This window comes from Desulfomicrobium macestii, assembly GCF_014873765.1.
GTDB classification, from domain to species: Bacteria; Desulfobacterota; Desulfovibrionia; order Desulfovibrionales; family Desulfomicrobiaceae; genus Desulfomicrobium; species Desulfomicrobium macestii.
In genome coordinates, this window is record NZ_JADBGG010000032.1 from 42,927 (window position 1) to 53,774 (window position 10,848).

12 protein-coding genes and 1 tRNA gene are annotated in these 10,848 nt (G+C 43.9%); 6 read left to right on the plus strand and 7 right to left on the minus strand.

Annotation, left to right across the window (positions count from 1 at the left end):
- The first annotated feature begins 123 nt into the window (after positions 1 to 123).
- The 3 genes from pal (at position 124) to H4684_RS16770 (ending at position 3,110) form a co-directional block, all read left to right on the plus strand.
- Positions 124 to 654 (plus strand): peptidoglycan-associated lipoprotein Pal, encoded by a 531-nt coding sequence (gene pal, locus H4684_RS16760; protein WP_092193739.1) that lies wholly within the window; start codon positions 124 to 126, stop codon positions 652 to 654.
- A gap of 367 nt (positions 655 to 1,021) precedes the next feature.
- Entirely contained in the window at positions 1,022 to 2,554 is a 1,533-nt protein-coding gene (locus tag H4684_RS16765; RefSeq protein ID WP_225940499.1) for a L,D-transpeptidase family protein, read from the plus strand.
- Between the two features lie 10 nt (positions 2,555 to 2,564).
- Positions 2,565 to 3,110 carry a YcbK family protein gene (locus H4684_RS16770; RefSeq protein ID WP_192624623.1) on the plus strand — a complete coding sequence of 182 codons (546 nt, stop codon included), beginning with the start codon at positions 2,565 to 2,567 and terminating at the stop codon, positions 3,108 to 3,110.
- A gap of 127 nt (positions 3,111 to 3,237) precedes the next feature.
- Here H4684_RS16770 and H4684_RS16775 read toward each other — a convergent pair whose 3' ends face one another.
- From H4684_RS16775 to H4684_RS16785, 3 genes are all read right to left on the minus strand, one after another.
- The gene (locus tag H4684_RS16775; RefSeq protein WP_192624624.1) at positions 3,238 to 3,558 is read right to left on the minus strand and encodes a type II toxin-antitoxin system PemK/MazF family toxin; all 321 of its coding nucleotides are present in this window, start codon (positions 3,556 to 3,558) and stop codon (positions 3,238 to 3,240) included.
- On the minus strand, positions 3,555 to 4,034 hold the full coding sequence (locus tag H4684_RS16780; protein WP_192624625.1) for a hypothetical protein: 480 nt from the start codon (positions 4,032 to 4,034) through the stop codon (positions 3,555 to 3,557). Before H4684_RS16780 ends, H4684_RS16775 begins: the two co-directional genes overlap by 4 nt.
- A 111-nt stretch (positions 4,035 to 4,145) precedes the next feature.
- Positions 4,146 to 4,229: transfer RNA gene (locus H4684_RS16785), tRNA-OTHER, on the minus strand.
- A 130-nt stretch (positions 4,230 to 4,359) separates the two neighbouring features.
- Between H4684_RS16785 and H4684_RS16790 the strand changes: the two genes are divergently transcribed.
- On the plus strand, positions 4,360 to 5,541 hold the full coding sequence (locus H4684_RS16790; RefSeq protein WP_192624626.1) for a tyrosine-type recombinase/integrase: 1,182 nt from the start codon (positions 4,360 to 4,362) through the stop codon (positions 5,539 to 5,541).
- A 189-nt stretch (positions 5,542 to 5,730) separates the two neighbouring features.
- Here H4684_RS16790 and H4684_RS16795 read toward each other — a convergent pair whose 3' ends face one another.
- Complete coding sequence (locus H4684_RS16795) at positions 5,731 to 6,057, minus strand: helix-turn-helix domain-containing protein (protein ID WP_192624627.1); 327 nt, start codon at positions 6,055 to 6,057, stop codon at positions 5,731 to 5,733.
- Positions 6,058 to 6,098: 41 nt separating this feature from the next.
- Positions 6,099 to 6,647: a hypothetical protein gene (locus H4684_RS16800; RefSeq protein ID WP_192624628.1), complete on the minus strand. Its 549-nt coding sequence runs from the start codon at positions 6,645 to 6,647 to the stop codon at positions 6,099 to 6,101.
- A gap of 221 nt (positions 6,648 to 6,868) precedes the next feature.
- On the opposite strand from H4684_RS16800, the gene H4684_RS16805 reads away from it, so the two are divergent.
- Complete coding sequence (locus H4684_RS16805) at positions 6,869 to 7,576, plus strand: helix-turn-helix domain-containing protein (protein WP_192624629.1); 708 nt, start codon at positions 6,869 to 6,871, stop codon at positions 7,574 to 7,576.
- Positions 7,577 to 7,814: 238 nt separating this feature from the next.
- A complete protein-coding gene (locus H4684_RS20705; RefSeq protein WP_407644774.1) occupies positions 7,815 to 8,093 on the plus strand; it encodes an ATP-binding protein in 279 nt (92 codons plus the stop codon).
- Here H4684_RS20705 and H4684_RS16815 read toward each other — a convergent pair.
- Positions 8,079 to 10,277, minus strand: a complete 2,199-nt coding sequence (locus tag H4684_RS16815; protein ID WP_192624630.1) for a helix-turn-helix domain-containing protein — start codon at positions 10,275 to 10,277, stop codon at positions 8,079 to 8,081. The two genes, H4684_RS20705 and H4684_RS16815, sit on opposite strands and share 15 nt — an antisense overlap.
- 388 nt (positions 10,278 to 10,665) lie before the next feature.
- Positions 10,666 to 10,848: hypothetical protein (locus tag H4684_RS16820; protein WP_192624631.1), on the minus strand; the 183-nt coding region annotated here is incomplete at its 5' end.

The following is a 10,848-nucleotide window of genomic DNA, read 5'->3' on the forward strand; positions in this document are numbered from 1 at the left end:
GTTTTTTTGGAGTCAGTGAACCAGTTGAAAGAATTGCGCTACACTTTGTCTTGAAAATGCGTTACCAAAACTTGAAAAAATGGATGCGAATATTCTTCAACGTCTTCACCACAGGGGGATTTCATGAAAAAATCAAGCGTGATCGTGCTGATCGTTCTGGCCTTCAGCCTCGTCATGGTCGGCGGTTGTTCCAAGAAAGTGAGCTCCACTCCCGCAGGGACCTCGGCCGCCGGTTCGAGCACGGAAACGGGCGGTTTGAGCGCCGAGCAGCTCGAAGCGCAGCGCCTGGCCGAGCTCAGACGTCAGGCCATCGACAAGATCGGTGCCGACCGGATCTATTTCGCCTTCGACAAAAGCGAGCTGACGGATCTGTCCCGTCAGGTTTTGGCTGAGAAGGCCGAGTTGTTGAAGGCCCATCCGTCCCTGTCCTTGCTTATCGAAGGGCACTGCGACGAGCGCGGCACCAACGAGTACAACATGGCTCTTGGCGAACGCCGGGCCAGGGCTGCCTATGAATATCTGGTCCTCATGGGGATCGAGTCCGGCCGGTTGACGATCATCAGCTACGGCGAAGAGTATCCGGCCGTACCCGGTTCCAACGAAGAGGCCTGGGCCAAGAACCGGCGCGACGAATTCAAGGCTTCGGTAAACTAGGCTCTTCGCTTCTTTCATCTTGAACTACTGAACGCAGAACACTATAACGCCGCTCATGTTCCTGTGCAAAATGGAACTTGAGCGGCGTTTTCGTTTGCGAGCTCGTGGTCGGAATATTTTTTTTGGCAATACCGTGCGCTCCGGTGATGTTTTCAAGGATTCAGTCCCGGTTTTCCGGATTGATTCGTGTTTCCGTGAAATCCGCGGTGAATTTCTGATCGCGGTCCGGGATGGCTTTTTGTCATTTGGGATTGAATTTTTACAACTGTCCATGGAGAGATTCGATTTGAGCTGTTGCAACCGTTCTTGTACCGCGTGTCTTCATGCCGGAGCAAAAAAGAGTCGACGCGTCGCGTCCATCCTGCTGATGGGCCTGTTTTTATTGGCGAGTCTCCCCGGAGCAACGGCCCTTGCCGAGGACCATCCGCTCTGGTTCAAGGACGGGCGACCAGTTGCTCAGGCGCTGGAGGCTGTAGCCATTCTGACGGATGCTGCCGAGGAGGGGCTCTCGCCCCGAAAATACGGTGCCACCGCTCTTGCTCAGGCGCTGGCGGCAACGCAGCGGGCCGAAGCGCTGTCGTCAGGGGTTATCATGCGCCTTGAGCAGGATTTGACGGACGCCATGCTCCGCTACTTCAACGACCTGCATTTCGGTCAGGTCGATCCCCGGCAAATTCAGGAAAATTTCACGCCCAATGCCCCCGACAGGTTTGATCCGGCGGCTCACCTGAGGAGGGCGGTGCACGGCATGCGTTTGCGCGAGGCCGTGGCCGAGGCCGCTCCGCAGGTGCCGCTTTATGACCGTCTGCGTCGAGCCCTGGCGCACTATCGCGGACTGGCGGCGGATCCGGTTTTCAGCAAACTGTGGCAGTCTGCGCTGCCTCCTCTGCCCAACGGCAAACTGGAAATCGGGCAGACCTATGCCGGGATGCCGCTGGTCACGCTGCGCCTCATCGCCCTTGGCGACCTGCCGCGTGAGACGATCGTGACCGAGCACTATGAAGGGCATATTGTGAAAGGCATCATGGATTTTCAGGTCCGCCATGGGTTGGAACCGGACGGCGTCATCGGGCGCAAGACGCTTGCGCAGCTTGAGATTGCCCCATCCGTCCGCGTGCGGCAGATCGAGCTGTCCATGGAGAGGCTGCGCTGGACTCCGCTCCTGCATGCGTCGCGTATGATCGCCGTGAATATTCCGGAGCACATCCTCGAAGCCTACGAGGTGGAGAACGGCACGATCGACGTCCAGACATCAATGCGAGTCATCATCGGCAGCGCACTGGACACGCGCACGCCGCTCTTTGACGGCCGGATGCGGTTCATCGAGTTCAGCCCCTACTGGAATGTCCCCCTGTCCATCGCCCGGTCCGAGGTCGTGCCCAAGATCTTGCGCGATCCAAGCTACTTCACGCGGCAGGGGTTTGAACTTGTCGCTGCCGACGGACGGATCATCACGACGTTATCCCTGGATGATTTGGACGCCGTGCGCAGAGGGCAGATGCGGATTCGCCAGCGGCCCGGGCCCAAAAATGCCCTGGGCGACATAAAATTCATATTTCCCAACAAAGACAGCATCTTTTTGCATCATACGCCGACCACGCATCTTTTCGAAAAACAACGGCGTGATTTGAGCCACGGTTGCATTCGCGTGGAAGACCCGGTAGGGCTGGCGAAATTTGTCCTGCAACACGATCAGGTCTGGGGCGAGGAGCGCATTCGCGAAGCGATGAGTTCAGGCGTTTCCACCACGCTTCGTTTGCGTGAACCCCCTCAGGTCGTGTTGGCCTACAACACGGTGCAGGTCAAAAACGATGGTCGCGTCCATTTTTTTCAGGACATATACGGCCAGGACAAACTTCTCGATCAGGCCTTGCGCAGGTCTGTTCAAGCCAGCCAATGATCAATACCGCATGAAACAATCACGTCGCCACTTTCTCTGCAGCATGGCCAATCTGGCCGTAGCCGGTGTCGCTCTGACCATCGCCCCTTCGGCCTTTGCGGCCAAGCCCGGGGCGCGCAGCCTGACCTTTGCGCATACGCACACGGGCGAGAAGCTGCACATCGTCTACTCCACCGGAAATCAGTATGTTCCAGGAGCCCTGAAAACGCTCAATCGGTTCCTGCGCGACCACTACACCGGACAGATCGGGCGGATGGACCCCAAACTTTTTGACCTTCTGTACAAGCTCAAGCTGACCCTGGGCAGCAATGAGCCCTTCGAGATCGTCTCCGGCTACAGATGTCCTGCCACCAACACGAAATTGCGCAGGAAAGGGGGCGGCGGTGTCGCCAAACGCAGCCTGCACATGGAAGGCAAGGCCCTCGACCTGCGCCTGGCGGACGTTTCCCTGGCCGATTTGCGCGATGCCGCCAAGGCTTCCCGCAAGGGAGGAGTGGGCTTCTACCCGAAGGACGGGTTTGTGCATGTCGATACCGGCGCGGTGCGCAGCTGGTAGAAAGGCCGCTTTTGCTTCGCGCGCATCTCATTTTTTGCAGCCAGTGAATAACTTAGCTGTCTCTTAAAAAAGATGGAGGCGTGGAGCGCTGACCAAGTGCCTCAAAAGAGAAAAGCCCCTTTCGGGGCTAGTCAAAAACAGTCTTCGTTGCATTTAGTGTCTCTTGCAACTTATCAGGCTTCAGCTCATCAATTTTCTTAAGAAAAATACGATTCTCACAGGTTACGATCCTGTCTACGCGGATCAATCCTGGGCGGACAGCAGCGTTTTTGGTGTCGTTGGGAGACAAGGGTACTGCGTATTGGGAACGGCTTGGCTGGGTGGTGAGCATGCAAACGATGCAGTCATTTCCAGGGAGTGAGCTGAGAACCAGAACTGGACGAACCTTTGCATTCTTGAGGTCTGTGAAGGGAAACGGCATGACGAAAATGTCTCCCCGTTTGATCATTTCTCGCCTGCTGCAAAATTCATCATGCACATTCGCGTCAGATCTTCCTCGGTATCTTCCTTCATGTCTTCCCACATCTCGTCGAGCATTTTGGATGAGATGTTTTCCATGAGTCCGGTGATGTGCTCTGATGTCGGCGAGATCGTTTCCGCGGCTTTGGCTTGTACGTAGGATTCTGCGAACTTCCCAACCATCGCAAGGGATTGGGCAAAGTTGAATCGTGTCTTAAAGGTGTTTCCTTCGACGTCGAGTGCCTGGGTGTAATATTTTCTCACGGCGTCCACGTCGTCTCGAATCGCACTGATCGCACCCATAACATAGATGTAGTTGATCCAGTCACTATCTTTCGACGAAGCTGCCAGCTTTTCAAGGCGTGACAAAGTGAATTCGTCAAACTTGTCGCTTTCGACTCTGGTTGCAAGCTCACCAAGTACCTTGGCGGCCTCGGATTCTTCGTGCGCGACGTGCTTTGCCATGTCCTACGGCTATAACACGATATGGCCAGAGTCAACGAACGGCGGAATATCTCAGGAGCTATGTCGTAGAAAAGGACTTGTCGCATATAGCTACAAGTCCTTTAAATTCATTGGTGCCCAGGGCGGGACTTGAACCCGCACGACCCGAAGGTCAAGGGATTTTAAATCCCTTTTATATGCTTACCTAGAAGTCACGGATAATCACGATTGTTTGACATTTTAGATTGTTATGTGTAAGTGAGCTTCACCGATGTTCACGAAATTTACCCATACTTCACGAGATTTCGGGGGACAGGTGGGGGACAAATTTTTAAGGGGGGGGAGAATGGGCTACGAGTGGAAAAAGACAAAGTATGAGGGGATCAGGTACCGCGAGCATCCGACACGCCAGCATGGTGTGCGTAAGGATCGTTATTATGTCCTTCGGCAACGTGTCAACGGGCGGCGAGTTGAAGAGGCCTTGGGGTGGGAATCTCAGGGTTTCAATTTGCAGAAAGTGCGCGAGATTCAGTCAGCTTTGCTCCTAGCTGCGAAGACTGGTAGTGGCCCACGGACACTGGCCGAAATGCGGGCCGCTGATGAACAGGCCCGCAAACGAGAAGAAGAAAATAAGGAGATTGAACGAAACAAGTCGATATCGATAAGCGACTACTGGGACACATATCTTGCCTTCGCAAAAACCAAAAAAGGTGAGTCTAGCTGGGAAAAGGAAGAATCGCACTATAGAAATTGGATTTCCCAAGTCCTGGGAGATGTGCCGATCCGAGAGCTTTATAGACTTGAACATTGGGATAAGTTGATGGCGGTCCTTGTAGATGCAAATTTAGCGCCAAGGACTCGTCAGTATGTGGCTTTTACACTCCGTCAATGCGTTGTTCATGCATATAAAAGGGGTATGGTTGACGCACCGCCGCCGCAGCTAAAGGATGTCGGGGCTGTGCTGAAGCCGAATAGCAATCAGCGGACTAGGGTTATTTCAACTGAAGAGTTTAAGCAGATCCTTAATAACTTGCGAGAAAAAGACGAATATGCGTATAGAATGACTGTTTTCGCAGCTATTACCTGTTGTAGAGCATCGCAAGCTTACGATCTTGAGTGGGGCGATATAGATTTTTCTGAGCGTACTGCGCTTGTAAAAGAAAAAGATCATACGAAAAGAAAAATATATCTTGGCGACAAGGTCATGGATATGCTGAGAGATATGGATAGAGTTGGAGATTATGTTTTTGTAAATGAATCTGGAGACAAATACAAACAAGCGCCAAAGTCATTTGCTAACGTAGTCAAGAAACTTGGTTTGAATAAAGGGCGTCGTCGTTTAAATAAGATAGTATTTCATTCACTCAGGCACACTGGAGCTACTAGGCTTGGCAAATTGATACCTTTGCGAGATTTAATGGATGTTATCGGTTGGAAAACAGCCACTATTGCTATGCGATATCAAAAAACTGAGAAGGAAATTCAAGATAAAGCGACGATTGAGCTGGAGAAAATGGTATTGAGCTAAGGATAAGGTTGAGTCGACGGGAGCTTGGTCAGTTGCGTGAAAAAACCTTCTAGACGATGAGGTCATCAGGTTTCTTGTAATCCGCCAGGAGGAGGGAGTTGATCGGGTCGACTAGAAGAGGCTGAGGGCGATTATCGACAACTGACCGTTTACACGAAATTTAAATGCCCAGAGTGTTGATGGGTTGTATTAAAAATCAAATTTTTTATCATCTTGAATGATGTTGTTATAATTATTTTTGAAATTATCTTCGGAAAGATGATTTTTGTATGAATCTTTCATGGGATTTGCAATTTGAAGTATTTGTCGCTCTATCTGCATTGCGTATAAAATATCAATAATATTTTTTATAGGGGTTTCTGGGTCACCTTTTTCAATTTTTTCAATTGTAGTGGGGCTTAATTCGGAAATTTCTGCTAATTTCTGGATTGATAGTTCTCTTCTTAATCTGGCAGATTTTAAGTTTTTTCCAACCTTCATAGAAAGAACTTCAGTCATGCTAAATGATTTTTTCATAGATGAAATATCCTCTAATAATATTTTCTTCAAATTAATACTTATTCGTGATAGAGTTTTTCATAATTGGGTGCGCCAAGCATGGCAAAAAATGGTAAATATCTCCATGTTTTTAACTCATGTCTTTTCACATAATATCTGGTTCTGCATAATCTGAACAAGCTTTTTATTATTTGTTTTGTTGTATAATTAAACCCTTTTGCACCTAAAAATAATTGTATAAATAATATTATCGTGTCTAAATTAGTTTCGTTAATTATAAATATTTTTTTCATGTCATCTGGGAGATCGTATATTTCGAAAAGAATAGTCTTTATAAGTTCTTCGCTTATTGTAGGTAATTCTATTTGTTTGAAATGCGCTTTTCCGCTGTTGTCAACATGTATAGTATATCCAGATTCGATAGCAATGTCGTAATCATTTTCTTTGAATGAAAAAGTAGAAAATGATCGTTGGCGGTCACATTCTACTGATTTTTCAACGTTTAACGGGCTATTGTGGTGGACAGGATAGCTGAAATAAAAATCTTTATATAAATCAGATTCGATTTTTAAGTAATCGGGAGTTGAGACAAGGTAAGAGTGTTTCATAAGTCACATCTCCTTTTTGGGGCTAGAAGTTAATCAAATCATGAACAATAATTTAGTAAATAAATATAACCCTTTAATTCAGTTGGTTGGTCGCCATTGAGGTTGATAAGTTTTTGAGGTTTGAGTACTCTGTGAGTGTTAGTTAGTTTTTAACTAATAGTCTTGAGCGAATTTGTCAAAAATAAATTAATTTAAAATTATCAAAATCTTGGACAAAATAGATGCCAGCTTCATTAGACAACTCTGAGCTTAGTAAAGAACAGGCTGCGGTAGGCTTGGATTCTCAAGGAAGGGCGTCCGCTGAAAATAATGATGCCGCCTCATTTGAGGTAATATTGTCCAGAATGCTTGCTGTAATCGGCGGGGAGCGTCCGGCAGATCTTGCGGGTGTCTTGGGTATCTCGCAGGCGTCAGTGTCAGGTGCCAAGAAAAGGAAAAATATCCCTGATAATTGGTTTTGGGCAATTTCAGATAAGTATGGGGTATCAGTCGACTGGCTTCGGAATGGTACAGGGGAAATTCCGGAGGGCGTTGGGTTTAATGTTAAGACTATGCCTGTTAAAAAGGTTAGGAATGAGAGAGTTGTTCAGAGCCAAGGGCGTATGTCTCGGACAAGATCTAGTTCTCAATCTTGTTCGATTGAAACGCATGGTGATGAAACAGATTTAGATATCGTTGAGCTTCTTGGGAAGGTTGTTGAGATTTTAAAATCGGAGAGCGTATATTCAGTTGCAATGGTTCATAATATACAAGCTTTTCACCAATCTATTCGTAACGATCGAGAAATAGATAGGTTGCGAAACAAGCTTGATCACAATAAGCATATATTAGAAATACAGGTAGATGATATTGTGAATGGGTTTAAGGTTTTTCAAGAGGAAAATGAGTTGTTCAAAAAGCAAAAAGTTGAAAATAATAAAAATGATTAACATTGAACGCGCCAAAAAAGTCATTGTGCACTGAGCCCGACCTGGACGGTCGTAGCGTTAGACCAAGGTGGTCGGTTGATCGGGGTTGCCGCCACGGAAGGGTCATAGATATGACGTCGAGTTGTCGGACGTTCCGGCTCCTTGAGGACTTGCAGTGTGGTTTCGTCCATGTTGGCGAGGGTCCGCTTGGCTATGTGACCTGGAAGAACGGATTCGCCGGGGTCTCGCTGAAGGGTAGGTGTTGATCTCGTCGATAATCAACGGTCTCGGGCCAAGCGGGACAGGGAATGTTGCACTTAGCCATTTGGCCATGGTTCTGGGCTATCTGCCCACGCAGTATGGCATCAAGGTCCGCTTCATGTCTGCGGCGTATCTGATGCTTTATCTGGAGAGCGCAAAACGTCAGGGCGCTACAAAGATTGCCTCAAATGGAGCGTCCTTGATCAGAGGAAAATTTTGTCCTCTTTGCGGTTCATCTTTTTGTTTTCATTGGTATGAAATGTCAAAAAATATCTGAAGTTATTTCTTTATATATGTTGGACTTGTCGCTAGGCAAAAATCTAGCATAATGATCTTTGACAGTTTGTTCGTCATCATTAATTGCCATTGCAGCAAGTGCATATGATCCAGTTTTTTTTATGACATGGGTTGCGATTATGTCGCGTAATGCATGCGGTCCATGCGGCTGCAAATTTTCAATTCCTGGATCAATTCTGTACTTATGATAACACATGTACTGTTTGGTAAAATTTTTTATCATTTTCGAAAACGATTTTTCTGAATATTGTTTGTTTTTATTTGTGACAATTAGATATTGATTTGTATTATTAAATAATATGTTTTTAACTGATGTGTAATTTTCAATGTCTTTGTATAGATTGTTAGTATTTGAAATTTCAGTATATGTTCTTTTTTTGTTTTTTACTCTGTTTGCAGGGACATCAATGTAGTACATATCGGCAATTTTAAAAAGTTGCTCGTTTTTTTCATTGTGTCCATCAGTCTGCATAATAGATCTTGTGTTTTTTGCTCGTAATGCTGTTTGAAGAATTATCATTAGGCTTAAATAGCCATTCATAAAATTAAAAAATTCTAATGGCCTTGTATCAATATATGAAATTCTACTCCTTACTTTGCAAAGTAAAGATAGGTATTCTTTGATCGGTTCGTCAGAATTTAATACTGGCTCAATTGGCTTAAAAGGGTCGCGTGATTTTTCTATGGAGCCGTTTCTGTCGATTTGTGTGCTTTTATACGTTGAATTAATTTGTTTTTTTAATTCTGTATAATACTTGCGTGTTTGTAGGCAAAATTTTTTCCAACCTTTTTCAGTGAGAATGTCGAATTCGCCCATATCAAACGTGGTCAGTGAAGATAGTTTTTGAATTAGAGTTTCATTAGCATAAAAATTTGTTTGATAAATAAATCCGTAATTTTCTCGCAATAGTCCGCACACAAGTACGAGGAATTGAATGTCATCGGAGCATATCTTTCCGCGTTTATTGATTTTAAACTGTATATATTTATAAACGAGATTTTTGTTTAAAAGTAAAGACAGGGAGTAGTCCTGTTTTTGAATCTTATCAGACTGCTCAAATTTGTCTATATATCCAAAAAAATATAAAATAGCGTCTTTATTTTTTTTGGAGGTGGCTGAATTCCATGACTTAAGTTTGCTGTAATTTATATCAGGGATTAACGACTCTTTAAATTCAATTAAGTTTAGCAGTTCATTTTTTAAGAGTGGTGATTGGTCAAGTTCTTTGTATTGGTATTGGTTTTTAGCGTTTTCTGCGCATTTTTTGCTAAATTCGTTGTCGGCGATAACAATGTTGTTCATAATCCATTTGCACACTTCGATTTTTTTTTCATCTGTAGCTGTTTTAAATTCGAAGTTTAGGTTTGATAAATACGGTTTGAGGATGGTGTATTTTTCAACATAATAATTGGGAAGATCTGATTTTTTGATATCCTCTGTGGTGTTTTTTTTTGGCAACTTGTTTAATAATGTATGCTTCGGTAAGTTATATGCTTTTTCAAGTTTCATGACAATTTCAGTATTTTTTGGCGTGTTGACACCTCGGATAATGTGTTTCGCATTTCCTTTTTTTATATTTGCAAGTTTTTCTACCTGGCGTATTGATAGGCCGCTTTCTTCGTGAATTTTCTTGATGGTTTCAGCAAAGCTATCGGGTAGATTTTTTGAGATAGCGTAGCTATCATAATATTCTTTAATTTTTAATGCAAATTTGATATATTTTTGTTTAGTTTCAATTTTTTTGTCATTGAATATGGTCTCTATGGCATATTTGTATTTTTTAAATTCTAAATTGAACAGATCGTCTATATAATCATCTTCTGATTTTTCAAAGTGTTTCATTATTGACTTGAATACAGTCATAATTCCATTATTTTTTGAGTAATCTCTCAAACTTGCTTTCTCTGCATATGATAAAAAATCACGTACGCATATTTTTGTGTATACATTGTTGAGAATTGGTTGGTTAGCTAAAATTTCTTTTCTTTGATTTATCATTTTTCTTGCAGTCATTGATTTTAGATATTTGACAGGCAATTTTGTTGCTTCTGCTATTTCATAGAGGTCGACAGTGTCGTTTCTCAATCCTGATTCGGGCAAGAATTTTATTTCTCTTAGGTAATTTTCTAAAATTGTTTTGTTTTCTTTGTTTGTCTTATTCATGTTTTAGATCCTCATGATTGATATCAAATAATCCATCGGAAAATGATTTTTTTTCTATTTTTTAAATAACTATCTGTAATATTGGTGATAAATAAAGAAGATATTTACTTGGTTATTTTCAGCTAGGCAGGTTTATATTTTTTTCCAAAATCAATTATTTTTTTACTAACTAGCTGATTTAATTTTCTAATAATTTAAAGAATTGCCTAATTAATTATTTTTTCTGTTGATATCACTTTTTCTGGCTTCTTTTATATGACTTTCGATGATGCTGTTTAAGTACTGATTCATGCTTGTTAGGTTTTTTTTAGCCAACATTTTTATTGATTCAATGTTTTCGTTGTTTGTTCTGAGTAGATATTTTTGTGTTTTCATATTTTGTCCCTCTTTAATTGATATCATCGGATTTTAATTTTTTTTTAAATTCACAAAAAAAAGCGGCTTGCGCCGCTTTTTTTTGTTGATTATATTTTTTTATGCGCATTCCGGACAAACTGACCAGTGATTCCACTGCAAACTGCCCACCTGTTCCGGCTGAAACTGACCAGGAAATCGGAGCGAAGCGACGCTG

Bases quoted from the DNA above. Each gene is read 5' to 3' on its own strand.
- H4684_RS16805 (WP_192624629.1), top strand. From the start codon at position 6,869: ATGCCAGCTTCATTAGACAACTCTGAGCTTAGTAAAGAACAGGCTGCG.
- H4684_RS16795 (WP_192624627.1), bottom strand. From the start codon at position 6,057: ATGAAAAAATCATTTAGCATGACTGAAGTTCTTTCTATGAAGGTTGGA.
- H4684_RS16770 (WP_192624623.1), top strand. From the start codon at position 2,565: ATGAAACAATCACGTCGCCACTTTCTCTGCAGCATGGCCAATCTGGCC.
- H4684_RS16815 (WP_192624630.1), bottom strand. From the start codon at position 10,277: ATGAATAAGACAAACAAAGAAAACAAAACAATTTTAGAAAATTACCTA.
- H4684_RS16765 (WP_225940499.1), top strand. From the start codon at position 1,022: ATGGGCCTGTTTTTATTGGCGAGTCTCCCCGGAGCAACGGCCCTTGCC.
- H4684_RS16775 (WP_192624624.1), bottom strand. From the start codon at position 3,558: ATGATCAAACGGGGAGACATTTTCGTCATGCCGTTTCCCTTCACAGAC.
- H4684_RS16790 (WP_192624626.1), top strand. From the start codon at position 4,360: ATGGGCTACGAGTGGAAAAAGACAAAGTATGAGGGGATCAGGTACCGC.
- H4684_RS16800 (WP_192624628.1), bottom strand. From the start codon at position 6,647: ATGAAACACTCTTACCTTGTCTCAACTCCCGATTACTTAAAAATCGAA.
- H4684_RS16780 (WP_192624625.1), bottom strand. From the start codon at position 4,034: ATGGCAAAGCACGTCGCGCACGAAGAATCCGAGGCCGCCAAGGTACTT.
- pal (WP_092193739.1), top strand. From the start codon at position 124: ATGAAAAAATCAAGCGTGATCGTGCTGATCGTTCTGGCCTTCAGCCTC.